Below are 24,009 nucleotides of genomic sequence, written 5' to 3'. Positions count from 1 at the left end.
GAACGCCGACTGTGCTCGATCGAACCGGGGATCACGTGCGACCCCGACGACCCGCCATGAGGAGCCGCGATGACCTACCCACCAGACGGGTCCACGGGTCCGCAAGGGGGTCCGGTGCAGTGGGATCAGGTGCAGTGGGATCCGGTGCAGTGGGATCAGGTGCAGTGGGATCCGGTGCCGGGAGGTCCGGTGCAGTGGGGATCGGCCATCGGCGGACCGCAACCGCCTCCGGTGTGGCAGCAGCCGACACCCGCGCACAAACCCGGCGTCGTGCCGTTGCGGCCGCTCGACACACGTGACCTCATCGACGCGACGTTCTCGGCGATCCGATTCTTCCCCGGCATCACCTTCGGGATCACGGCCGGTCTCACCGCTGCGCTGACCGTCGTCTCGGCCGTCATCGCCGGAGTGGTCGTCACCGTCGAATCCGGCGGACATCCCGACCTCACGTCGTGGTTGAGCGCGATGGACGCCGACTGGGCGAGTTCGCTGATCGGCGCGGCGGTCGTTGCGCTGGCGGCCGGACCGCTGGCCTACCCACTGAACGCCGCCGCTGCCGGCGTGCGCACCACGTGGGCGGAACTGTGGGCTCAGGTCCGTCCCGTCGTCTGGCGCATCCTGGCGGTGGCGCTGGTGTTGTGCGGGGTGTTCTGCATTCCCGACGTCCTCGTCCTCGCCCTCGATTCGCTGACGGGCGGCGACGACGATCTCGTCGTCGCGGCCACCCTCCTCGTCGGGGTCGCGGCGATCATCCCGACCATCTGGGTCACCGTGCGGATCGCGCTCGCCCCGGCGGCGGTGGTGATCGAACGACTCGGCCCGCTCGCCGCGATCCGCCGATCCGCGACGCTGACGCACCGATCCTTCTGGCGCTACTTCGTTGTGCTGCTCCTCATCTGGATCGTCTCCGGGATCCTCAACGGGGTGCTGGGTATGGCGTCGGAGATGATCTCCGACATCACCGGAAGCGGCGGGGTGGCCGCCCTCGTCTTCGCAGCGGTGCTGGCACCGCTGATCACCGCGCTGGTCTCCCCCGTCGAGGCGATCGCGACGTCGCTGCTGCACGTCGACGCCCGGATCCGGCGCGAGGGCTACGACCACCAACTCGCCCGGATCGCCGCCGCGCGGGGAGGCCCCTGGTGAGCGGCTCGATCATCCTTCTCGCCGACGGACTCTCGCCCGACAACGACCAGGCCCGCCAGTGGGCCCGCGACGAGTTGTCGGGATCGCGCTATCAGCCCCCACAACCCGGTCTGCTCGACCGACTCGCCGACGGGCTCTCGCGCTGGTTCAGCGACCGGGTCGGGGATCTGCTCTGGTCGGATGCGAGTGTCGCCACGATCATCGGGGGCGTGCTGGGGTTGCTCGTCCTCGCGTTGATCGTCTACGCGCTGCTCTTCGTCCGCCGCACGCCACGCTCCGGTTCCGACGCCGAGGTCGGTCCGGTCCTCGGTGGTGACCCGTTGTCGGCCAAGGAGTTTCGTCGCCGCGCCGAGGAGATGCTCGCCGCCGGCGATCACGACGGGTGTGTGCGCGAGGCGATGCGTGCACTGACCCGGCGCTCCGCCGAACGGGGTGTGCTGCGCGACGCCCCGTCGCTGACCGCACACGAGGTGGCGGTACGCCTGCGGACGCCGTTCCCCGACCACGGACGCGAACTCACCTACGCGGCAAATCTGTTCGACGCGGTGGTCTACGGATACCGGCACGCCACCGCCGAGCAGGCTCGCCTCGTCCTCGATCTCGACGAGTCCCTGCGCTCGACCCGGCCGGCGACGTCGACGACACCCGCTGCCGCCAAGGGATTCGCGGTGCCCCGATGACCACCGACGTCTCTGCCGCAAGCACCGCCGCCGCATCGCCGGGCCCGATGCCGGCCCCGCCCCGCCGGAAGCGTCGGCGGGCCCTGTGGATCTGGTTGCCGATCGCCGCGGTCATCCTGGTCATCGTCGCGATCCTGGCGATCGTCGCCGTCGGCGGGTCCGCCGACGACCGCGGCAACTCCGTCCCCGGCGATCCCGGCAATTACAGCGGGAACGGTTCCAGTGCCCTCGCGAACATCATCGGTGACCACGGCGTCGACGTGAAGGTCGTTCGCGGACTTGCCGATCTGACGGTCACCCCGAAACCCGACGGCGACACCACCGTCGTGGTCACCAACACGCCGGCGATGACCGCCGAGACCGCCCGGGCGTTTGCCGAGCGGGTCCGGGGCGCGAGACGGGTGGTGCTCGTCGACGCGAACGATACGGTGCTGGACGCCCTCGGTCTCCCGGTGACCGAGTCGAGCAGTGTGGTTTTCGGCCAGTCGGTCATCCGTGCGGACTGCAGCGTCGCCGGAATCGAACCGACCGATACGGTGACGCCGTCGACCGCCCACTACGTGGCCACCGATGCGTCGTCGACGGTGTCGTGCTTCCCCTCCGGATCGGCGAACGATCCGGCGGCGGGAACACCCGGCGCCGAGGTGGTGGTCGCCGATCCCTCGGCCGACCTGCCCGAGACGATCGTGATGACCGGCGCGATGACCACCAACTCCGATCTGGCCGACGTCGACAATGCCGGGGTCACCGTGCGCACCATGGCCACCGGCGACAACGTGCTCTGGTACGTTCCCCGGCCCTCCGATCGTGTCGAGAGCGAGGACGACGATGAGGAATCCGTCCTCCCGTCGATCGTGTGGCCATTGTTCTTCCTCGCCTTCTTCGTCGCGATCGCCGTCTCGCTGTGGCGTGGACGCCGATTCGGACCACTTGTCGCCGAACCACTTCCGGCCGTCGTCAAGGCCATCGAGACGACCCGGTCACGGGGACGCCTCTACCGCAAGGCCGCCGACGCCGGGCGTGCCGCGGCGATTCTGCGCGTGCACACCACCGCGTCGATCGCCCGCTACCTCGGCCTGGCCTACGACCCGGTCCGGGCCCTCGACGCGATCTCCTCGGACACGCCGATCGAGCACGACCCGGCGCTGGATTCCGTCGTTGCCGCCGTCGCGTCGGCGACCGGACGCGACTCCCGGCAGGTCGCCGCGCTGCTGGCCGGCCCACTCCCCACCGACGACACCCAGCTGGCGCAGTTCACCTCCGACCTGACCGACCTCGAGAAGGAAGTTCGACGCACACCATGACCTCTGAACCCGCGACCCCTCACCCCACTGCGCCCTCCGAGCCCGCCGTCTCCGTCGCCAAGGACACCGCCGGAGCCACGGACACTGCCGGAGCCGCAGCCCGCGATCCACGTCAGACCCTGGGTGCGGTCCGCGCCGAGGTCGCCAAAGCGGTTGTCGGACAAGACCCGGCCGTCGCCGGTATCCTCATCGCGCTGCTGTGCCGTGGTCACATCCTGCTCGAAGGTGTTCCGGGAGTGGCGAAAACCCTGCTGGTGCGATCGGTGGCGCAGGCGTTGGCGGTGGACACCAAACGGGTGCAGTTCACCCCGGATCTGATGCCCGGTGACGTCACCGGCTCGCTGATCTTCGACAACGCCACCTCCGAGTTCACCTTCCGGCCCGGCCCCGTCTTCACCAATCTGCTTCTCGCCGACGAGATCAACCGCACCCCACCCAAGACCCAGGCCTCCCTGCTGGAGGCGATGGAGGAACGTCAGGTCTCCGTCGACGGTGTGCCGCGGCCGCTGCCCGACCCGTTCCTGGTGGCGGCCACCCAGAATCCCGTCGAATACGAGGGCACCTATCCGCTGCCCGAAGCCCAGTTGGACCGGTTCCTCCTGAAGGTCACGTTGCCGATCCCGCCGCGCGACGACGAGATCACCGTATTGAGCAGGCACGCAGCCGGATTCAACCCGCGCGACCTGACCGCCGCGGGCCTGCGACCGGTGGCCTCGGCGGCCGACATCGTGGCCGGCGCCGACGCGATCCGGCATGTGGCGGTGGCGCCGGCGATCGCCGCGTACATCGTCGACATCGCGCGCGCCACCCGCAGTTCGCCGTCGCTGGCATTGGGGGTCAGTCCGCGCGGTGCCACCGCATTGTTGTCCACGAGCCGTGCCTGGGCGTGGCTGTCCGGCCGTGACTTCGTCACCCCGGACGACGTCAAGGCACTCGCGCAATCGACTCTGGCCCATCGGCTCTCGTTGCGTCCGGAGGCGGAGTTGGAGGGCGTCTCGGTGGCCGCGGTGCTCGACGCCGCGATCAACTCGGTGCCGGTCCCGCGCTGATGGTGCTGACCGGCCGCTTCGTCGCCCTCCTCGCGCTGGGCATCATTCCCGCGGTGGTGTTCCCCCACGTGTGGGTGGTGTTGCTGTGGGTGTTCGCCTGCGCGGTGGTGATGGCGGTCGATCTGCTCGCGGCCGGTTCGACGGCACTGCGACTGTATCGCCTTCCGTCGGCACCAATCCGTCTCGGCGGTGCCGGTTCGTCGGTGATCGTCGCCGAGAATGTCGGGACCCGGAGATTCAGAGGGCGGCTGCGTGATTCGTGGCAGCCCTCGGCCGGGGTGCGGTCCGGTGAGCACGACCTCGACATCCCGCCGGGGGAACGCCGGGAACTGACCACGGTTCTGGTGCCGGTGCGTCGCGGTGATCGGCTCGCGGTACGCGCGACCATCCGACGCCCCGGTCCGCTCGGCCTGGCCGCACGACAGCACAGCTATCCCCTGCCCGGGGTGATTCGTGCTCTGCCACCGTTCAATTCACGCAAGCATCTCCCGTCACGCCTGGCCCGACTACGCCAGCTCGACGGTCGGTCGGCCGTGCGTATCCGCGGTCAGGGCACCGAATTCGATTCGCTGCGTGACTATGTCGAGGGCGATGACGTCCGCAGCATCGACTGGCGCGCGACGGCACGCCGACGCTCGGTGGTGGTGCGCACCTGGCAACCGGAGAAGGACCGCCACATCATCATCGTGCTGGACACCTCACGGACCTCCGCCGCACGCGTCGGTGACGCGCCCCGCCTCGACGCGGCGATGGATGCGGCACTGCTGTTGTCGGCGTTGGCCGCCCACGCCGGTGATCGGGTCGACCTGATCGCCGGTGACCGGGTGATCCACCGACGTGTCGTCGGATCGCCGCGCACCACCCTCCTCGGCGACCTGGTCAACGCGATGACCGAGCTGCAACCGGCTCTGCTGGAGGCGGATTGGCCGTTGCTCGCCGCCGAGGTCACCACGCTTACGCGCCAACGGGCGCTGGTCGTGCTGCTCACGCCGCTCGAACCGGCCGCGGTGGAGGAATCGCTGCTGGCTCCACTGTCGGTGCTCGCGTTGCGGCACAAGGTGATCATCGGCTCGGTCCGCGACCCGGCGGTGGAGGAGATGAGTGCGCGACGCGACGACGCCGCCGAGATCTACGAGGCAGCCGCGGCGGCGCGCACCCTGATGGTGCGTGAACGGACCGAATCGGCGCTGGGACGCATCGGGGTCGACGTGGTCGATGCCGATCCCGAACACCTCCCGGCCGCTCTGGCCGATCACTACCTGGTGCTCAAGTCACGCGGGCTGTTGTAGCAGTTTCGGTGGGGCCCTTCGTGATTCGATGCGCGGCCGAGTGCCGACGATCCTGCGAGTAGGAGTATTCGCCGGACCGAGCGGGTCGCGGTCGGGGCCACCGTCCGTCACCCGACGTCGGGCGCGGAGCTGAGTTGTCCCCAGAAGTCGATTGGTCCACAGATGGGGTGGCCGATCGTCGGCGTGAACGGTTTTGTCGGTGGCCGTCTTTACAATGATGGTCAGATCGAAGAGAGCTTCGACGGTCATCTTGTTCGAGGGGGCGAGGGTGAGCAGCATTCCATGGAGCGCGCGGATTCGTGGGGATGTGCGCGACGCGTTGTTGAAGCAGGGGCCGTCGCCGTGGCCGGGGTTGCCGCCGGAGTTTCTGTTCGGGGTGGATCCGGATCGGCTGGATCAGCATTCGATCAACGAGGTGCTGGTCGCGATGACCGAACTGGACCGGTGCCGCTCCTATATGGCGTGGCTGGACTCGTACTTCACCGCCTATGTGGTGAGGTGTCTGACCGACCGGCCGTTGGACGAGTCGGCGGAGTACGCGCAGATCGCGGCCGAACACATCTCCCGCACCCGCAACCTGGCGATGGTGACCACCCGGCGGATGCTGGATGAGGCGATCGTGATGGCCACCCGCCTGCCGAAGACGGGGCGGGCACTACGCGAGGGGCGGATCAGCCACAGCCAGTTCCGGACCCTGATCGACCGCATCAACCTGCTCGATCCGGGACCGGCCTTGCATCCGAACACCGCGCTGGTCGACGCAGCGATCGCCGAGCGGTTGTTCAGCAGGCAGGGGCAGTGGCCGGCGACGAGTTTGCGGGACATGGTCGACAAGATCGTCTTCCAGCACGCACCGGACGCCGTGCGGGAACCGCGGAAACGGAACCTGGACAAGCGGGGTGTGTTCACTCATTTCGAGGGGGATGGGACCGGGGAGATCACCGGCACCATGTCCGCGGAGAACATCACGATCGCGGAGAAGACGATCGCCGCCCTGGCCGACTGCGCCTGCCGGAAAGACCCGCGGACGCGGCGGCAACGCCAGGCCGATGCCATGTACTCGTTGTTGTCGGGGACGCAGTTCGCGTGTGAATGCGGCAAAGAGGACTGCCCCGCCGACATTCCGGAGCCGGGCTGTATTCCGGATGTGCAGATCGTGCTGCACGTCATCGCCGATGAGACCACCGCCGCGGCGATCGAGGAACGCCAACGACAACAGGAACAGGAGCGCCAGGAACAGGAGCGCCAGGAACAGGAGCGGCAGGCGCAAGGACGGGGACGGTCCGATGCCGGCGACGAATCCGGTGGAGGTGCACGCCAATCGGTAGTTCAGTCGCGCCGTACGGAACCGAAGCCCGCATCCGAGCCGGATCTCGAGCCTGAGCTCGAGAAGGAACCCGAGCCCGAGCCGGCCACGCATACCGACACGCGTGCGGTGCAGATGACTCTGCCCGACGAATGCGGCTCGGACGCCGAGAGCGCAAGCGCAGAAACGGATGTCGCTGCGGAACCGCCACCCGAACCCGCCGACGATGGACCTCCCGATGCGGCGCCCGACGATGACACGGACGCCGCGCCCGCCGACGCCGAATCCCGCTCGGGCAGCACCGTTTCGGCCGCCGAGATGCCGATCGACGGGAACCTCGGCTACCTCGTCGGGCAGGGTGCGGTCATCCCCGAGCAGATCCTCGATCTGATCAGCCGATACCCGACCACGATCCGACGGATGGTGCCCAAGGGCGTGAATCCCGAGGACGTCGAACTCCCGTCGGCGTTGCCGTCGGATCCATACCGACTGTCGACGGCGTTGGACACATTCATCCGGATGCGTCACGGTGAGTGCGTCATCCCCGCCTGCCGGGGTAGTGCCTTCGACGGCGATTGTGATCACGTGCACGAATACGACCACGAGCACCCCGAACTCGGTGGACAGACCACCCCCGACGGGCTGAACGCCAAGTGCCGTGGACATCACCTGCAGAAAACGCACTCCCGCTGGCTCGATGACCAGTACCGCGACGAGAACGGACGGCTGGTCACCGTCTTCACCACGCCGGAAGGGCTGAACATTCCGGGGCCGGCGGAAACCCTCGAAGACTTCTTCGGCGGGTTGCGTCGCTACCGGTTCGCCGACCCACCAGCCGCACCACCGGCACCACGGGAACCCGGGGTCATCCCCACCAGCAAGCGGGATCGGCTCGCCGCCAAGTACGAACGGCGACGCCGCGAACGCGAACGCAACCGGACCCGCATCGCTGATGGCGTCGACCCTTTGAACCCGCCACGCCCGAGACGACGCAAGAAGCGATACCCCGTCGTGCCTGATGACGGCGCACCACCACCCTTCTGAGGTGACTCCGATCAGCTACTGAATGTCACAGCTCATCGAAGGGTGCGGCGTACCGAAACGTGCCGCGGATCGGCGATTCCGATTGCCCCTCCGGGATTCGCAGTGCCTGAAAGTGCCTACCCCACTCGGGGTCCGGTGCTTCGATCCCCAGGTCGGCGGCCGTCCGGAAGCCGAACCGGGCGTAGTACTCGGGATCGCCGAGCAACGCGAGGACGTGCTCGCCGGCGGCCGCCGCGTCGTCGATCAGCCGCGTCATGAGGGCCGAACCGATGCCACCGCCCTGGGCGTGTGGGATGACCGCGAGGGGCCCGATGCCGATCGCGGGATCGTCGCCGACCCAGCCGCGGGTGCCGATCACGAAGCCGACGATCTCACCGTCGTCGACGGCGACGAGCGACAGAGCGAGCAGATAGCCGTCGTCGGCGAACAACGCGTCGGTCAACGCGGCCTCGACCGCGTCCTCCCCATCGGTGCCGTCGTCGAAGGCCGCCAAAATGATGTCCCGGATACGGGGTCGATCCTGCGTCGTCTCCTGGCGGATGTCGATCGTCATCCGACTCACGCTACCGGTGCCATGAAATCACGGTCGGCGGCGTCGATGTCGCCGCGCTCGCCGTCGTTGTACGCCCACCGTCCGAGCGTGAAGACGTAGACGAAGAAGCCGACCCACACGGTGACACCGATCCCGATGCGCGCCCAGGTGGGCAGCGGCGACGGCGTGACGAAGGCCTCGATGATGCCGGTGATCAGCAGCAGCCCCACCAGCCCGAGGGCGATGCCGATGGCGGCGCGACCCTGCGCGGCCAGCGACTGCAGCCTCGGCGTGTCGCCGGGCGCCACCCACGCCCAGAAGACGCGGAGTCCGACGCCGGCGGCCACGAACAGGCAGGTCATCTCCAGCAGCCCATGGGGGGTGATGAGGCCGAAGAACACGTCGGCGCGGCCGTGCCGGATCATGATCGACGCGGTGACGGCGAGGTTGAGCACGTTGCTCCACAGCACCATGATCACCGGTAACCCGAACACCCCGAAGGCGATACAGGTGGCCGCGAGCCAGAAGTTGTTGGACCACACGCGAAATGCGAACGAGGTTGCCGCGTGCTCGGAGTAGTAGTTCGCGAAGTCGTTGTTGACGAGTTCCTCGATCTCCTGTGGTGAGCCGAAACTGGTCTCCACCCGCGGATGATCGAGGAACCACCACGTCAACGCCACCATGGCGAGCACCGAGGCGATCATCGTCGTCAGCCACCACCAGCGGGTCGCATACAGCGCGGCCGGGAAGGTGCGTCCGAGGTAACGCCCGAGGGTCGCCCAGGCGCCGAGTTTGACCCCGGCCGCCCGCGACCGCGCCCGGGCCAGCAGCGACGACAGGTATCCGACGAGCGCGGGGTCGGGGGCGCTGGATCGGATCACCGACAGGTGCGTCGCCACCTTCTGATACTCGTCGATCATCTCGTCGGCCTCCGAGCCGGTGAGCCGACGCCGACGCGACAATTCGTCGAGTCGGTCCCAGGTCGGCTTCTTGGCCGCCACGTAGGCATCGAGATCCACGCCGACATGGTAGTGGCTGCGATGTTCACCGGGGCCGATCCGGTCACGGCACCGTCATTCGGTCGGCTGTCCGCCGAAGCCGCGGCCGACGTGCTGGTTAGAGTGTCGCGTATGTATCCGATGGCTCCCCCGTCGCCGCGCGGACCGTACCCGGCCGCGCCGGCGGGCACCGCGGCCTGGGGTCGGGGCGTACCCGCGACGGTGGGCGTCGGCCGCGACGATCTGGTGTCCGGGGAGGCGGTCGCCCTCGATCTGCCCGCCGCATCGCTGGGACTGCGCATCGCGTCCGGCCTCATCGACTTCGTCGTGGGGATGGCCGTCCTGATCTTCCTGCTGTGGCTGTCGTTCAAATTGGCCACCGACGAGGCCCTGTTCGGCGCCTGCGCCACGATGTCGGTGATGCTGGCGTGGGCGGCGCTGCCGACGATCGTGGAGACCACCACCCGGGGCAAGACCCTGGGGCATCTGGCGCTCGGCCTGCGTACCGTCCGCGACGACGCCGGGCCGATCCAGTTCCGGCATGCGTTGACACGCGCCATGCTCGGCGTCGTCGAGATCTACACCTTCTTCGGCGTCCCGGCGCTCATCGCGTCGGCCATCAGCCGGAAGAACAAACGCCTCGGCGACATGGTCGCCGGGACGTACGTGATCCGCGACCGCTTCCGCTTCCAGATGCCCGACCCCGTCGGCATGCCGCCGATGCTCGAACCCTGGGCGCGGACCGCCGACCTCTCGTCGATACCGGACTCGACCGCCATCTCACTGCGCCTGTTCCTCACGCGCGCCGAGCAGTACACCCCGGCCGCGCGTCGCGCGCTGTCGGATCGGCTGATCATCGCGGTCGCGCCGTACGTGGCACCCGCCCCGCCGTCGGGCGCACCGTATGAACTCGTGCTCGCGGCGATCCTCGCCGAACGACGCCGACGCGACGCCGAGCGCCTGGCCCGCGAAGAGCGGCTGCGACGTAACCTGTTGCGCTGAAACCTACTTCAGGTCGGCGCTGGACTTCCCGAGGATCCGGCGGGCGATGATCAGTTGCTGGATCTGCTGGGTGCCCTCGAAGATGTCGAGGATCTTGGCGTCGCGCGCCCACTTCTCCAGCAGCATCGTCTCCGAATATGCCGCCGTCGCACCGAGTTCCACCGCCTTGTTGGTGACGTCGGTGACCATCCGTCCGGCCTTGGCCTTCGACATCGACGCCTCGAGGGAGTTCGGCTGCTTGTTGTCGGCCATCCAGGCGGCCCGCAGCGCGAGCAACCACGATGCCTCCCAATCGGATTCGAGGCGGATGAACTCCGCGACCGCGGCATGCATCGTGGTCGTGGACGCGTCGTAGTCGATCGTGTGGCCGGCACCCTCGAGCAGGGCCCGCAGTTCTTCGAGGGCGGCGCGGCCCACGCCGACCGCCATCGCCGCCACCACCGGACGGGTGTTGTCGAAGGTCTGCATGACCCCGGCGAACGCCTTCTTGGTCTCGACCTCCGGGGAACCGAGCAGGTGATCGGCGGGTACGCGGGCGTTCTCGAACCGCAGCACGGCGGTGTCGGAGGCACGGATGCCCAGCTTGTGCTCGAGCCGCACCACGCTGACACCGTCGGCATCGAGCGGGACGACGAAACTCTTGATGGCCGCGCGGCCGGCACTCTTGTCCACGGTGGCCCACACGACGACGTGATCGGCGCGCGAACCCGCGGTCACGAAGATCTTCTCCCCGTTGATGACGTAGTCGTCGCCGTCGCGGGTGGCGGTCGTGGAGACGGCGGCCGAGTCGGAACCGAAGCTCGGCTCGGTGATCGCCATGGCCGCCCACACCCCGGCGAACTTCTCGAGCTGTTCGGGGTTGGCCACCGCCGAGATCGCGGCGTTACCGAGTCCCTGATACGGAATCGAGAGCATCAGGGCGACGTCGCCCCAGCCCATCTCCACGCCGTGCAGCACGCCGCGGATGTTGGCGCCGTTGACGGTGTCGGCCGTCGACGACGGCTCCGCCTTCTCGGCCTCCCTGGTCTTGGCCCGCGACTCCTTGACCAGTTTGCCCAGTTCATCGAGCACTTTGGGGTACTCATGCTCGGCCGCATCATAGGTGCGGGAGATCGGCCGGAAGATGTGCTCGGCCGCCAGGTGTGCCTGTTCGACCGCGGAGTCGAACTTCTTCGGGAGTTCGAGGTTGATCGCCATGGGCCTATCTTACTCATCGGTAAGATAGACGCAAGTGTGGTGCACGATATAGCCACGAACTCTCACCGAGACGATCACGGTCGCCGACGCCGCTGGCCGCACACACCGATGCGTCCTACCCTCGTGGGGTGGCCTACGACGAGGATCTCGCCCTCCGCATCCGCGCGATGCTGGCTGCCGAATCCAACGTCGACGAGAAGCCGATGTTCGGCGGCCTGGCATTCCTCATCAACGGCAACATGGTGCTCGCGGCGAGCTCACGCGGCGGCCTGATGGTCCGGGTACCGCCCGAGGAAACCGAGACCCTGCTCGAGTACCCGCACACCGATCCGATGATCATGTCCGGCCGGCAGACGCGCGGATGGATCCGCGTCACCGACGAGGGTGTGCGCACCGAACGCCAGCTCACCCGCTGGGTGACCCTCGGCTCCGACTACGCCCGGAAACTGCTGGGGAAGTAGGTCACTTCCCCGGCCCACGCGTCATCGAGTGCTCACGGCACGATGTTGACGAGCCGTCCGGGCACCACGATCACCTTGCGCGGCTCACCGTCGAGCAGGCCGACGATCTTCTCGTCGGCGAGTGCGGCGGTCCGCAACGTGGCCTCGTCGGCGTCGGCGGCGACCTGAATGACGCTGCGCTTCTTGCCTTTCACCTGCACCACGATCTCGACGGTGTCCTCCACCAGCAGGGCGTCGTCGGCGATCGGGAACGGTCCGCGCACCAGCAGATCCTCGTGACCGAGACGGTGCCACAGTTCCTCGGCGATGTGCGGGGCCAGCGGCGCCAGCATCAGCACCAGCGGCTCGACGATCGCGCGGGGCGCGCCGGTGGCCTCGAAATTCTTCGTCAGGTGATTGGTCAGCACGGTCAGCTTGGCGACCGCGGTGTTGTTGCGCAGCGCCTCGTAATCCTCCCGCACACCGGCAATCGTCTTGTGCAGCAGGCGAAGTGTGTCCTCATCGGCGTCGGCGTCGCTGACCCGGCCGGCGCCGGTCTCCTCGTCGACGACGAGCCGCCAGATGCGCTGCAGGAAGCGCTGCGACCCGACGACGTCCTTGGTGGCCCACGGCCGCGACTGATCCAGCGGTCCCATGAACATCTCGTAGACGCGCAGGGTGTCGGCGCCGTAGTCGGTGGCGATGTCGTCGGGGGTCACCGAGTTCTTCAGCGACTTGCCCATCTTGCCGTACTCCTGGGTGACCGGCTCACCGTTGTAGAAGAAGCCGCCGTCGCGTTCGGTCACCTCCTCGGCCGGCACGTAGATGCCGCGGGCGTCCTTGTAGGCATACGCCTGGATCATGCCCTGGTTGAACAGCTTTCGGTACGGTTCCCGGCTCGTCACGTAGCCGAGGTCGAAGAGCACCTTGTGCCAGAAGCGTGAATACAGCAGGTGCAGCACCGCATGCTCGACACCACCGATGTAGAGGTCGAGCCCACCGGGATCGTTCGGACCGTGCAGCGCCGGTCGCGGACCCATCCAGTACGCCTCGTTCTCCTTGGCGCACAACGTGTCCTCGTTGGTGGGATCGATGTAGCGCAGTTGGTACCAGGAGCTGCCCGCCCACTGCGGCATCACGTTGGCGTCGCGGGTGTAGGTCTTGAGCCCGTCACCCAGGTCGAGTTCCACGGTCATCCAGTCGGTGGCCTTGGCCAGCGGCGGCGACGGTTCGGAATCGGCGTCCTCCGGATCGAAGGAGACCGGTGCGTAGTCGTCGACCTCCGGGAGTTCCACCGGCAGCATCGATTCCGGCAACACGTGCGCCTGTCCGGCGTCGTCGTAGACGATCGGGAACGGCTCACCCCAGTAGCGCTGCCGCGCGAACAGCCAGTCCCGCAACTTGTACTGGATGGTGCCGGTACCGGCGCCACGCTCCTCGAGCCAGGCGATGATCGCGGCCTTCGCCTCCTCGACGCGCATGCCGTCGAGGAAGTCGGAGTTCACCAGCGGGCCGTCGCCGACGAAGGCCTCGGCGTCCACACCCTGCTCGGAGCCGATGACCTCACGGATCGGCAACCCGAAGACGGTCGCGAACTCGTGGTCACGGGTGTCGTGGGCGGGCACCGCCATGATGGCGCCGGTGCCGTATCCCATCAGCACGTAGTCGGCGATGAACACCGGAACATCGCGCCCGTCAACGGGATTGGTGGCGAAGGTGCCGGTGAAGACACCGGTCTTCTCCTTGTTCTCCTGCCGTTCCAGATCCGACTTCGCGGCGATCGAGCTGCGGTAGGCGGCGATCGCGTCGGCCGGGGTGGCGGCCTGCGCCGTCCAGCGCTCATCGGTGCCGTCGGGCCAGGCGCCCGCGGTCAGCGTGTCCACCAGCGGATGCTCGGGACTGAGCACCATATAGGTGGCGCCGAACAGCGTGTCCGGCCGGGTGGTGAACACCTCGATCGCGGCGTCGGCGGACGGGACCGCGAAACGCACCTGCGCACCACGCGAGCGCCCGATCCAGTTGCGCTGCATGGTCTGGACCTTCTCCGGCCAGTCCAGGTCGTCGAGATCGTCGAGCAGCCGGTCGGAGTACGCGGTGATCCGCATCATCCACTGCCGCAGGTGCTTGCGGAACACCGGGAAGTTGCCGCGGTCGCTGCGGCCGTCGGCGGTGACCTCCTCGTTGGCCAGCACGGTGCCCAGACCCGGGCACCAGTTGACCAGCGAATCACTCTGGTACACAAGACGATAGGAGTCGATGACCTCGTTGCGCCCGGCACCGCTCAGCTCCGCCCAGGTTTGGCCCGCATACGCGGTGCCGTCGAGAGTGCGTGCGCCGGAGTCGAATTCGTCGATCAGCTCCGAGATGGGGCGGGCCTTACCCTGCTCGGCATCGTAGAAGGCGTTGTAGATCTGGGCGAAGATCCACTGCGTCCACCGGTAGAAGTCGACATCGGTGGTGGCCACCCGCCGACGCTCGTCATGGCCGAGACCCAGACGGCGGATCTGTCCGAGGTAGCGCTCGATGTTGGCCTCGGTGGTCGTGCGCGGATGGGTTCCGGTCTGCACCGCATACTGCTCGGCGGGCAGCCCGAAGGAGTCGAAGCCCATCGTGTGCAGCACGTTCTTGCCGATCATCCGCTGATAGCGGGCGTAGACGTCGCTGGCGATGAAGCCGAGCGGATGCCCGACGTGCAGGCCCGCCCCCGACGGATACGGGAACATGTCCTGCACGAACACCTTGTCCGGGGCGTCGGCCGACGCGCCGCCGTAGGGGGTCAGGTCACCGGCGAGCGGGCCCACCGGGTTGGGCGCCTCGTAGGCGTGCCGATCGGCCCAGTTCCGCTGCCAGCGCCGCTCGATCTGACCGGCGAGCTCGGCGGTGTAACGGTGGGTGCCGGGGGCACCGTCGGCCACCGATGAGGCGCCTGCCGAGGAGCCGTTGCTGCGCGAAGTATCCGCTGAAGTCACTCCACCAGCGTAAATGGTCGCCTCTGCGCGTCTGCACCGGCGGCCCGGCCGCGCAGGCGCCGGTTTCGCCCCGACGGCGCCGGGCTCGTATGGTGGTCGGGTGAGTGTCGTGTCCATCATCGTCGCCGTCGTCGTCTTCGTGCCGGCCCTGGTGTGGCTTGCCGTCGGCGTCGCGGGTCTGCGCGGAACGCTGCGCCGCAACCGGTGGGTGGGCGTGCGCTCGCCCGAGACGCTGAGCTCCGACGACGCCTTCGCCGTGGCCAACCGGGTCGCCGCGCCGGGCACGATCGGCGCCGCCGTGATCCTTCTCGCCGGCGGCCTGCTCACCCTCGGTGTCGATTCCGCATGGTCATTCCTCTTCGGCGTGGGTGCCGCGGTGGGCGCGCTGATCATCGTCGGCGCGGTCAGCGGCTACGCGGTGCGCGCGGCCCGGTGGGCGTCGTCCGAGGACTCCGATGCGGGCTGCTCCTGCTGTTCGGGCGCGGACGCCCATGATCACGATGAGGCACCCGCCACAACGAAATCCGCGACTGCCGGTTCCGATGCCGCAGGCTCCGTGACCGCCGGCTCCGAGGCCGCCGACTGCGGCGAGTCGAGCTGCGCGTCGTGCACCCTGCGCGGGGCCTGCCTCGGCGACGACGACACCGCCACCAGCCGGGTCTGAGCGTCGGTGCGTTCTCTGCTGAGCCGTTTCCCCATCGACGGCTTCATCCTCGCAATCCTCGCCGCAGTGGGTATCGCCGCGATCTTCCCGGCCCGCGGCACCTTCGCCGACGTCCTCGACTGGGTGGTCGTCGTCGCGATCGCTCTGCTGTTCTTCCTCTACGGTGCGCGGCTGCATCCGCGTCAGGCCCTCGAGGGGCTGGCGCACTGGCGACTGCACCTGATCATCCTGTCGTTCACCTTCGTCGCCTTCCCGCTGATCGGGCTCGCACTGCAACCGGTGCTGCGTCCCCTGCTCGGCCACGACCTCGCCGCCGGCATGCTCTACCTGTGCCTGGTCCCCTCGACGGTGCAGTCCTCCATCGCGTTCACCTCGATCGCGCGGGGCAATGTGGCCGGCGCGATCGTCAGTGCGTCGGCGTCGAATCTGATCGGGGTGGTGCTCACCCCGCTGCTGGTGGTGGCGTTGATGTCGGGGACCAACGGCGTGCACATCACCGGCTCGTCGATCGGGAAGATCGTCGCCGAGATCCTCGTCCCGTTCGTCCTCGGACAACTGTGCCGGCCCTGGGTGAGCCCCTTCCTGAAGCGGTTCGCCGAACCCACCAAGCTCGTCGACCGCGGCTCCATCGTGCTGGTGGTCTACGCGGCGTTCAGTGAGGGCGTGCGCAACGGCATCTGGTCGATCGTCGACGCGTGGCAGGTGGTGGCGATGGCGGCGATCGCGACCGCGTTGGTGGTGGCGATGCTGTGGTTCACCGGCTGGCTGCCGCGTCGGCTGCACTTCAGCCGCGAGGACGTCATCGCGATCCAGTTCTGCGGAACGAAGAAGAGCCTGGCCACCGGGCTACCGATGGCGACGGTCCTGTTCAGCGGCTCGGTGGTCGGTCTGATCGTGCTGCCGCTGATGATCTTCCACCAGATCCAGCTCATCATCTGCTCCTGGATGGCCACCCGCTACGCCCGGGAAGCCGCCGCCGACACCTCCGACGAGGCCGCCCGCTGAGCCGAGAGGCTCCTCGATCACCGGGCCGAGCGGCTCCTCGATCACCGGGCCGGCGCGGTGATGCCAGCGGGCCATCGCCCACTTCCCGGCCAGCAGCACCGCCACCAGCGACACCACCACGAGAACCGCGTACACCAGGATCGTCGCACCCAGCACGGCGCCGGCGAAGAAGCCGACCAGCAGCACCGTCGTCACCCAGCTGACGGCGCCGACCACGTCGGCCGCACCGAATCGGGCGAACCGCATCTGCGTCATCCCCGCCACCCGCGGCACGATCGACCGGACGTAACCGATCCACCGGCCCGTCGTCACGACGACGATCCCGGAGGTGTCGATCCGTTGCTGCGCGCGGTCCCAGCGCTGCTCCCCGAACCGGCGGCCCAACGCCGAACCACGCAACCGCGGTCCGCCGAGACGACCCAGCCAGTAGCCGGTGACATCACCGGCGATCGCACAGATGCACGCGATCACGATCAACGCGACGATGTTGGTCTGGCCGACCGCGGCGGCCACTCCCGCCGCCAGCAGCAATGCCTCGCTGGGCATGATCAGCCCCGCCAACAGCAACGCCGTCTCGGCATACACCGCCCCGCCGGCGATCAGATACACCGCCCACGCAGGCACCGACTCGATCACGTGGATCAACCAATCGGCGAAAGCGTTCACCCTCGCGACGATAACCGCAGAACGGTCACATCACTCAATTCATGGATACGTCGACCGGGTGGGTGGCCAGCAGCGGCATCGGCCAGGGCTGTCGGCGCAGGACGTCGGCCCAGATGTCGACCGAGGGCGGGGCCAGCACATCCCGAGGCAGCGCCGACGCCAGCATCCAGCTGTCGGTCTCCATCTCCGAGTCGAGTTGCCCGATTCCCCAGCCGGCGTAACCGGCGAAGATCCGCACCCCCTCGACGACGGTCGCGATGAGTTCCGGGTCGGCGTCGAGGTCGATGAGCGCGACCCGGCCGCTGACCGGGCGGATCGCCTCGACATCGCCGACATCCACGCCGCGTCGGATCACGCCGAGGCACAGGGCCGAATCCTGCTTCACCGGACCGCCGATGAACAGGGCCCGCGGCGCCGCGGTGACGTCGGTCCACGACGGCATCACATTGTGCACCGCGGTCTGGCTGAGCCGATTGATCACGACGCCGAGACTGCCGGCGTCGTTGTGTTCGATGACGTAGATGACCGTGCGGGCGAAGGTCGGTTCGATCAGATCCGTCGACGCCAACAGCAGTGTGCCGGGCCGGATGGAGTTCGCCGATTCGATGTCGCGGGCCGCATCCGCGCTCGACCCACCACCCCCGATGCCGTCGGGCAGATCCGGGGTGGGATCGTCTGCGCTGTCACCGCCGTCCACGAGAACCATCATCGCATGGCTGCCCGGCCCAGTCGGTACTGTAGGCCCGTGAACCCCACGGCGACTCATGGCGCGTCCTCGTGGAAGACCTTTACCCATTCCCTGCATCATTCGCCGGGGTTGTCCCGGCTCCTCGCCGTACGCCTGACCAGCCAACTGACCGACGGCGTCTTCCAGGCCGCCCTCATCGGCGGGGTGCTGTTCAATCCGGAACGGCACGCCGACCCGTTGGCGGCCGCGCTCGGATTCGCCGTGCTGCTGCTTCCCTATTCGGTGCTCGGTCCGTTCGCCGGCGCATTGCTCGACCGCTGGGACCGACGCAGTGTCCTGTTGTGGGCGAACGTCATCCGCGCGGTCCTGATCGGGCTCGTCGCCATCGCGATCGCCACCGGCAGTCCCGACACGCTCGTGCTCATCAGTGCGCTGGCCGTCACCGGCGCCAGCCGATTCGTCGCGTCCGGGTTGTCGGCGTCGTTGCCGCATGTCGCGCACCGCGAGGTGATCGTCGCGGTCAACGCCCTGTTCACGACGCTGGGCGGGGCGATGCTGTCGGTGGGTGCGGGAATCGCCTTCGGCGTCCGCTATCTCGTCGGCACCGGCAACGTGGGTAGCGCCGAGACCACCCTCGCCGGTGTGCTCATCGCACTCATCGCGGCGATCATCGCGCGCGGTTTCCCGCCGCGGCTGCTCGGACCCGACCAGCCCGACGACATCGGGCATTCGGCGCTGCACGCGGTCGCCGTGGGTTTCGGGCACGGCACCCGGGCGATCGTTCACTGCAAACCGGCCGCCGCCGCGCTCTCGGCCATCGGGGTGCATCGTCTCGTGTTCGGTCTGAACACCCTGATGCTGTTCGTCTTCGCCCGGCACACCGGCCAGGGCGACGGCCTGGCGACCATCAGCCTGGTGCTCGGTCTCGTCGCCGCGGGTGCGTTCGTGGCGGCCTTCACCACGCCGCTGTCGGTGGCCCGATTCGGCCGACGTACCACCCTGATCGCGACGCTGGCACTCGGCGCGGCCGCCGAACTGATCCTGCTCACCTTCACCGTGCCCGGCTTCTGCGTCGCCGCCCTACTGCTCGGCCTCGTCGGCCAGACCACCAAACTGTGCGGTGACGTCGCCATGCAGGTCGACATCGGTGACAGCGTGCGCGGCCAGGTGTTCTCCGCCCAGGATGCGCTGTTCAACATCGCCTACGTGATCGCCATGGTGATCACCGCGCTGGTCATCGGGCCGACCGGGCGGTCGGTGGCGTTGGTGATCATCGGGTCGTTGGTCTATGTGTGCGGTGTGTTCGCGGTGCGCGCCATCCAGCCGGCGGTGTCTCACCGCGACCCGGTGGCACCCTCCTCGTAATCATCGACGACCCCGTCGCCGTCGGTGTCGATGAGGATCTGATCGATGGTGCCGTCGTGGTCGTCGTCGATGGACAGTCGCCGGACGGCTCCGCCCTCGACGATCACCTCCACGTCGGGGACGCCGTCGCCGTCGAGGTCATGTGACTCCACGCGGGTCGGCGGTGGGGTCGACGGTGGGGTCGACGGGGTGGTGGGTGCCGCATCCCCGCCGCCGGCCCCGGGCCGGGCCGTCGGGATCGCCCACACCCCGTTGCCGCTGTCGCGGAAACACGCCTCCGCGGTGCCGTCGTCGTCGAGGTCGAGGGCCGCCACATCGACCACCCCGTCCGCGTCGACATCCCACATCAGGTCGTCTGCACGGCCATCGCCGTCGAAGTCCAGCCACAGCGCGTTGCGCACGCCGTCGCCGTCGGGATCGGCGTCGGCGGCGGTGTGCCAGTGGGTGGGATCACCGTCGCCGGTGCCGAAGAGATACTCGAGGACCGGTTCCATGTCGAGTTGGACGCAGCGCGACGCCGGTCGGTTCCATCCGATTTCGGGCACACGGTAGGTTCTTGGGCTATGTATGTCAGCGTTCTCGGTGAACCGTTCCACCGGGCACGTCTGACCCCGGCACTCACCCACCTGGATTCGGCCTCGGCGGGGCGCTCGTCCAACGCCGTCGTCGGGACCATCTCGGCGCATCTGTGGCGCGAGGCCGAACGCGGCTCCTACGTGGCCGCCGACGACCGTGCCGACGAATTCGCCCGTGACACAAGGGATCTCGCCGCGCTTATCGGTCACACCGCCGACGAGATCATCTTCCGGGAGAGCGCTCGGGCGGCGCTGCGGGCGATGCTCAACGGCTGGAGCCTGCCCGTCTCGTCGACGGTGTGGGTCACCAAGAACGAATTCGGGCCGAACCTGGTGGAGTTCGAACGACGCGGATATGCGGTGCGGCCGCTGCCCGACGGCGACGTCTACGGCCACGTCGACCTCGACGCCCTGGAGAACATGCTGCAGTTCGAGCAGCCCGACTTCATCCACGTCTGTCACATCGGGTCGATGTCGGGGGTGGTGCAGCCGGTGGCCCGCATCGTCGAGATCGCCCACGCCGCACACGTTCCCGTCGTCGTCGACATGGCCCAGTCGGTCGGGCACGTCCCGACGGTCACCGGCGCCGACATCGTCTACGGCACCAGCCGCAAATGGCTCACCGGACCACGCGGCGTCGGATTCCTGGCCGTGCGCCGCGACTCGCTGCGCACCGTCGACATCGAGAGCTCCGAGGCATTCCTGGCGGGCCGGCTCGGGCTCGGCGTCGCCGTCGCCGAACTCGCCCAGGTCGGTCAGCAACGCGTCTACCGGGAACTCGCCGCGATCGGCCGCGCCACCCGGGAGCGACTCGACGGCATCGGCAGCTGGGAGATCCTCGAACCCGTCGACGAACCGTCGGCGCTGGTCACGCTCGCGCCGCCGCCGGGCTGGCAGCCCGCGGACCTGCGCGCGGCACGCGACCGCTTGTTCGACGACCTCGGAATTCTGGTGACCGCCGCCGACTCGTGGCGTGCGCCGCTCGCCGGTGATCAGTCGGTGCTGCGGATCAGCCCGCACCTCGACCTGCGTCGCGAGGACCTCGACCGCCTCGCCGACGCGCTGCGCACGATGGGGTACTGACAGACAGCCATCGGAGGCCGGGCGCCACTCAGGACTGCCCGTTCTCCGCCCACCACGCCCGCAGCGCCTCCTCCGCCTCCTCGTGGGTGAGCGGACCCCGATCCAGACGCAGTTCCTTGAGATACCGCCACGCCTTGCCGACCAGCGGTCCCGGCGGCACGTCGAGGATCTCCATGATCGCGTTGCCGTCGAGGTCCGGGCGCACCCGGGCGAGATCCTCGGCCGCACGCAGCTGCTCGATCCGCGCCTCGAGGTCGTCGTAGTTGGACTGCAGCCGCCTGGCCCGGCGCTTGTTGCGCGTCGTGCAGTCGGCCCGGACCAGCTTGTGCAACCGTTCCAGCAGCGGCCCGGCGTCGGTGACGTAGCGGCGCACCGCCGAATCCGTCCAGGTGCCGTCGCCATAGCCGTGGAACCGCAGGTGCAGGAACACCAGATTCGCGACGTCCTCCACCACGGCCTTCGGATACTTCAGCGCGCGCATCCGCTTGCGGACCATCTTGGCGCCGACCACCTCGTGGTGATGGAAGCTGACGCCGCCGTTCGGTTCGTGACGACGCGTCGCCGGCTTGCCGATGTCGTGCAGCAGTGCCGCCCACCGCAGGACCAGATCGGGATCGCCGTCCTCGAGATCGATGGCCTGCCGCAACACCGTCAACGAGTGCTGATAGACGTCCTTGTGCTGGTGGTGTTCGTCGATCGTCAACTGCATCCCGGGTACCTCCGGCAGGATGCGTTGCGCCAGACCGGTCGACACCATCAGCTCGATCGCCTCGATCGGATGCTCCCCGGTGATCATCTTGTCCAGCTCGGCACGGACGCGTTCGGCGGTGATCCGCTCGATCTGCCCGGACATCTCGGTGATCGCGTCGGCGACCCGCGGCGCCACCCGGAATCCGAGCTGCGAGACGAACCGCACCGCGCGCAGCATCCGCAGCGGATCGTCGTCGAAGGACTCCTGCGGGGTCGCGGGGGTGTCGATCACCCCGGCCAGCGCCGCCGACAACCCGTCCAGCGGATCGTGGAACTCCTCGGCGCCGCCACGCCCGATCCGCACCGCCATCGCGTTGATCGTGAAGTCGCGCCGCACCAGGTCGTCGTCGATCGACGATCCGAAGGTCACCACCGGGTTGCGTCCGACGCGGTCGTACTTGTCCGCGCGGTACGTGGTGATCTCGAGGATCAGGTCGTTGCGCCGTGCGCTGACGGTGCCGAATTCGATCCCGGCGTCCCACAACGCGTCGGCCCAGCCGCGAAGCAGCTCCTGGACCTGCTCGGGGCGGGCATCGGTGGTGAAATCCAGGTCGGTGCCGAGCCTGCCGAGCACCGCATCCCGGACGGATCCGCCGACGAGATACAGCTCGTGGCCGGCGTCGGCGAACAAGGTGCCCAGTGGCTCGGTGATGTCCGACAGACCGCGCAAGGAGACCGCCGCCGCCGCCAGGAGCCGGGTCCGGCGCTCGGCGGTGTCCGGGTCATCACTGCGCTGCGTCACGGCACGCCAGCCTACCGGCCACCGTCGACACCCGATCGGTACCGGCACCATGTGGGCAAACAGCAGGTGACCAGCCGCTAGCATCGAAGGCGTGTCCCCCGATCCGCCCACCGACCCCCGAGACGCCTCCGGCGACGTCGGCGCTGGTCGTGGACCCCACATCGACGGTGGACACCATCGCACCGGAGCAACCACCCCGGAAACCTCGATGGATCCGCACCCGGCCCGTGGCACCCCCGGACAGGGTCGGCGCCGCCCACGGCGCGGCCGGCGGCGTCGCCGCTCCCCCGAACCCCGCGCCACCGCCGACACGCACGCCCCGGCCGACACGACCGACACCGACGCCGAGGTCCGGCGGCCATCACCGGCCGATCTGGCCGGTCGGACCCGCCGCCCACACGGTGGCGCGGCGAGTGACACCCCGACCGACACCCCGGTGAACGGATCGCCGACCGCCACGAACCCGACCGTCAACGGTCACCCCGGCCCCCACCCCACCCGCCCGCACCCCGCCGAGCCGCCCACCGAGCGGGCCGTGGCCCACAAGTCACCGAAACCCGGCGACCGGCGGGTGACACCCGGTGACATGCGGACAAAGCCCGGCGACATGCGGACAAAGCCCGGCGACATGCGGACAAAGCCCGGCGACAATCGGACAAAGCCCGGCGACAATCGGAACCCGGCCCCCGGGGACGCCGCCGCGATGAGCGCTGCCCGGGTATCCGGGCCGAAGCCGTCGGACATGGCGGCGGTGATGACGGCCAAGATCACCAAGACCGGCCTGAGTCAGGACACCTCGGCACCGACCGCGGTCACCCCGACCACCCGCAATCGTCGACGCGGCAGCAAACGACCCGAAAAGGGCGAGCGCCTGCGCACGGTCCGCGAGACCTCCGCCGGCGGCCTGGTGCTCTCCGACCTCGACCTTCCCGTCGAGGAGTTGGCGGCCGCACTGATCGGCCGCGTCGACCGTCGTGGCCGGATGATGTGGTCACTGCCCAAGGGCCACATCGAAACCGGTGAGACCGCCGAACAGACAGCCGTTCGCGAGGTCGCCGAGGAGACCGGTATCCAGGGCACCGTGGTCGCCCCGCTGGGCAAGATCGACTACTGGTTCGTCAGCGAGGGCCGACGCATCCACAAGACGGTGCATCACTATCTGCTGCGCAGCGTCGGCGGGGAGTTGTCCGACGAGGATTACGAGGTCAGCGAGGTCGCGTGGGTGCCATTGCACGAGCTTCCGCGCCGCCTGACGTACTCTGACGAGCGTCGACTGGCCCGGATGGCCCGCGGTGTCATCGCCGACCTGACTGGGGATCCCGACCGGTTGGCCGAGTCCGAGGCGCAGAGCAGTCGGACAGAACCCAACGCATATGAGAGAGCCGCAGCCGCCCGCAATCAGCGCCGAAATGAGCCGCCACCCCCGGCCCGCTCGCGTCGGCGTCGCAGGCGTCCCCGCCGCCCGGCCGCCGGTGATGGCTGACCCACGACCACCCCTTCGTCGCCGTCGGAACGTCA

General features: G+C 68.7%; 20 protein-coding genes and 1 pseudogene. 13 read left to right on the top strand and 8 right to left on the bottom strand.

Annotated elements, in window-relative coordinates; translation table 11 throughout:
• The first annotated feature begins 69 nt into the window (after positions 1–69).
• From ABLE94_RS13675 to ABLE94_RS13650, 6 genes are all read left to right on the top strand, one after another.
• On the top strand, positions 70–1,143 hold the full coding sequence (locus ABLE94_RS13675) for a hypothetical protein (protein WP_348809012.1): 1,074 nt from the start codon (positions 70–72) through the stop codon (positions 1,141–1,143).
• A complete protein-coding gene (locus tag ABLE94_RS13670; protein WP_348809011.1) occupies positions 1,140–1,823 on the top strand; it encodes a DUF4129 domain-containing protein in 684 nt (227 codons plus the stop codon). The genes ABLE94_RS13675 and ABLE94_RS13670 overlap by 4 nt, the downstream gene beginning before the upstream one ends.
• Positions 1,820–3,127, top strand: a complete 1,308-nt coding sequence (locus ABLE94_RS13665) for a DUF4350 domain-containing protein (protein WP_348809010.1) — start codon at positions 1,820–1,822, stop codon at positions 3,125–3,127. The genes ABLE94_RS13670 and ABLE94_RS13665 overlap by 4 nt, the downstream gene beginning before the upstream one ends.
• Complete coding sequence (locus ABLE94_RS13660) at positions 3,124–4,176, top strand: AAA family ATPase (RefSeq protein WP_348809009.1); 1,053 nt, start codon at positions 3,124–3,126, stop codon at positions 4,174–4,176. Before ABLE94_RS13665 ends, ABLE94_RS13660 begins: the two co-directional genes overlap by 4 nt.
• The gene (locus ABLE94_RS13655; protein ID WP_348805467.1) at positions 4,176–5,465 is read left to right on the top strand and encodes a DUF58 domain-containing protein; all 1,290 of its coding nucleotides are present in this window, start codon (positions 4,176–4,178) and stop codon (positions 5,463–5,465) included. Before ABLE94_RS13660 ends, ABLE94_RS13655 begins: the two co-directional genes overlap by 1 nt.
• A 268-nt stretch (positions 5,466–5,733) precedes the next feature.
• A complete protein-coding gene (locus ABLE94_RS13650; protein ID WP_348809008.1) occupies positions 5,734–7,815 on the top strand; it encodes a DUF222 domain-containing protein in 2,082 nt (693 codons plus the stop codon).
• Between the two features lie 25 nt (positions 7,816–7,840).
• Here ABLE94_RS13650 and ABLE94_RS13645 read toward each other — a convergent pair whose 3' ends face one another.
• The gene (locus tag ABLE94_RS13645) at positions 7,841–8,368 is read right to left on the bottom strand and encodes a GNAT family N-acetyltransferase (protein WP_348805465.1); all 528 of its coding nucleotides are present in this window, start codon (positions 8,366–8,368) and stop codon (positions 7,841–7,843) included.
• Positions 8,369–8,373: 5 nt separating this feature from the next.
• Positions 8,374–9,366, bottom strand: a complete 993-nt coding sequence (locus ABLE94_RS13640) for a stage II sporulation protein M (protein WP_348805464.1) — start codon at positions 9,364–9,366, stop codon at positions 8,374–8,376.
• Positions 9,367–9,477: 111 nt separating this feature from the next.
• Here ABLE94_RS13640 and ABLE94_RS13635 point away from each other — a divergent pair, with 111 nt between their 5' ends.
• Entirely contained in the window at positions 9,478–10,347 is an 870-nt protein-coding gene (locus ABLE94_RS13635; RefSeq protein WP_425476203.1) for an RDD family protein, read from the top strand.
• A gap of 3 nt (positions 10,348–10,350) precedes the next feature.
• Here the strand turns inward: ABLE94_RS13635 and ABLE94_RS13630 are convergent, their stop codons facing one another.
• Positions 10,351–11,544 (bottom strand): acyl-CoA dehydrogenase family protein, encoded by a 1,194-nt coding sequence (locus ABLE94_RS13630; protein WP_348809007.1) that lies wholly within the window; start codon positions 11,542–11,544, stop codon positions 10,351–10,353.
• Positions 11,545–11,672: 128 nt separating this feature from the next.
• Here ABLE94_RS13630 and ABLE94_RS13625 point away from each other — a divergent pair, with 128 nt between their 5' ends.
• Positions 11,673–12,005 carry a TfoX/Sxy family protein gene (locus ABLE94_RS13625; protein WP_348809006.1) on the top strand — a complete coding sequence of 111 codons (333 nt, stop codon included), beginning with the start codon at positions 11,673–11,675 and terminating at the stop codon, positions 12,003–12,005.
• Between the two features lie 32 nt (positions 12,006–12,037).
• Here the strand turns inward: ABLE94_RS13625 and leuS are convergent, their stop codons facing one another.
• Complete coding sequence (gene leuS / locus ABLE94_RS13620) at positions 12,038–14,953, bottom strand: leucine--tRNA ligase (RefSeq protein ID WP_348809005.1); 2,916 nt, start codon at positions 14,951–14,953, stop codon at positions 12,038–12,040.
• Between the two features lie 100 nt (positions 14,954–15,053).
• On the opposite strand from leuS, the gene ABLE94_RS13615 reads away from it, so the two are divergent.
• Positions 15,054–15,617 (top strand): SdpI family protein, encoded by a 564-nt coding sequence (locus ABLE94_RS13615; RefSeq protein ID WP_348809004.1) that lies wholly within the window; start codon positions 15,054–15,056, stop codon positions 15,615–15,617.
• Between the two features lie 6 nt (positions 15,618–15,623).
• Positions 15,624–16,622 (top strand): bile acid:sodium symporter family protein, encoded by a 999-nt coding sequence (locus tag ABLE94_RS13610; RefSeq protein WP_348809003.1) that lies wholly within the window; start codon positions 15,624–15,626, stop codon positions 16,620–16,622.
• Positions 16,623–16,853: 231 nt separating this feature from the next.
• Here the strand turns inward: ABLE94_RS13610 and ABLE94_RS13605 are convergent.
• Positions 16,854–17,168, bottom strand: a pseudogene (locus ABLE94_RS13605) (DedA family protein); the annotation flags it as partial.
• A 154-nt stretch (positions 17,169–17,322) separates the two neighbouring features.
• Entirely contained in the window at positions 17,323–17,997 is a 675-nt protein-coding gene (locus tag ABLE94_RS13600; RefSeq protein WP_348805458.1) for a YqgE/AlgH family protein, read from the bottom strand.
• A 36-nt stretch (positions 17,998–18,033) separates the two neighbouring features.
• Here ABLE94_RS13600 and ABLE94_RS13595 point away from each other — a divergent pair, with 36 nt between their 5' ends.
• Positions 18,034–19,341, top strand: a complete 1,308-nt coding sequence (locus tag ABLE94_RS13595) for an MFS transporter (protein WP_348809002.1) — start codon at positions 18,034–18,036, stop codon at positions 19,339–19,341.
• Here ABLE94_RS13595 and ABLE94_RS13590 read toward each other — a convergent pair.
• On the bottom strand, positions 19,311–19,886 hold the full coding sequence (locus ABLE94_RS13590) for a hypothetical protein (protein ID WP_348809001.1): 576 nt from the start codon (positions 19,884–19,886) through the stop codon (positions 19,311–19,313). The genes ABLE94_RS13595 and ABLE94_RS13590 overlap by 31 nt on opposite strands.
• 18 nt (positions 19,887–19,904) lie before the next feature.
• Between ABLE94_RS13590 and ABLE94_RS13585 the strand changes: the two genes are divergently transcribed.
• On the top strand, positions 19,905–20,999 hold the full coding sequence (locus ABLE94_RS13585; protein WP_348809000.1) for an aminotransferase class V-fold PLP-dependent enzyme: 1,095 nt from the start codon (positions 19,905–19,907) through the stop codon (positions 20,997–20,999).
• Positions 21,000–21,027: 28 nt separating this feature from the next.
• On the opposite strand, the gene ABLE94_RS13580 is transcribed toward ABLE94_RS13585, so the two are convergent.
• Positions 21,028–22,491 (bottom strand): CCA tRNA nucleotidyltransferase, encoded by a 1,464-nt coding sequence (locus ABLE94_RS13580; RefSeq protein ID WP_348805454.1) that lies wholly within the window; start codon positions 22,489–22,491, stop codon positions 21,028–21,030.
• Between the two features lie 91 nt (positions 22,492–22,582).
• Here ABLE94_RS13580 and ABLE94_RS13575 point away from each other — a divergent pair, with 91 nt between their 5' ends.
• Positions 22,583–23,974, top strand: coding sequence for an NUDIX hydrolase (locus tag ABLE94_RS13575; protein WP_348808999.1), 1,392 nt, complete (start codon positions 22,583–22,585; stop codon positions 23,972–23,974).
• The last annotated feature ends 35 nt before the right edge of the window (positions 23,975–24,009 follow it).

This window comes from Gordonia sp. VNK1, assembly GCF_040049135.1.
Classification (GTDB): Bacteria; Actinomycetota; Actinomycetes; order Mycobacteriales; family Mycobacteriaceae; genus Gordonia; species Gordonia oleivorans.
This window is presented reverse-complemented; position numbering and strand designations above follow the sequence as displayed.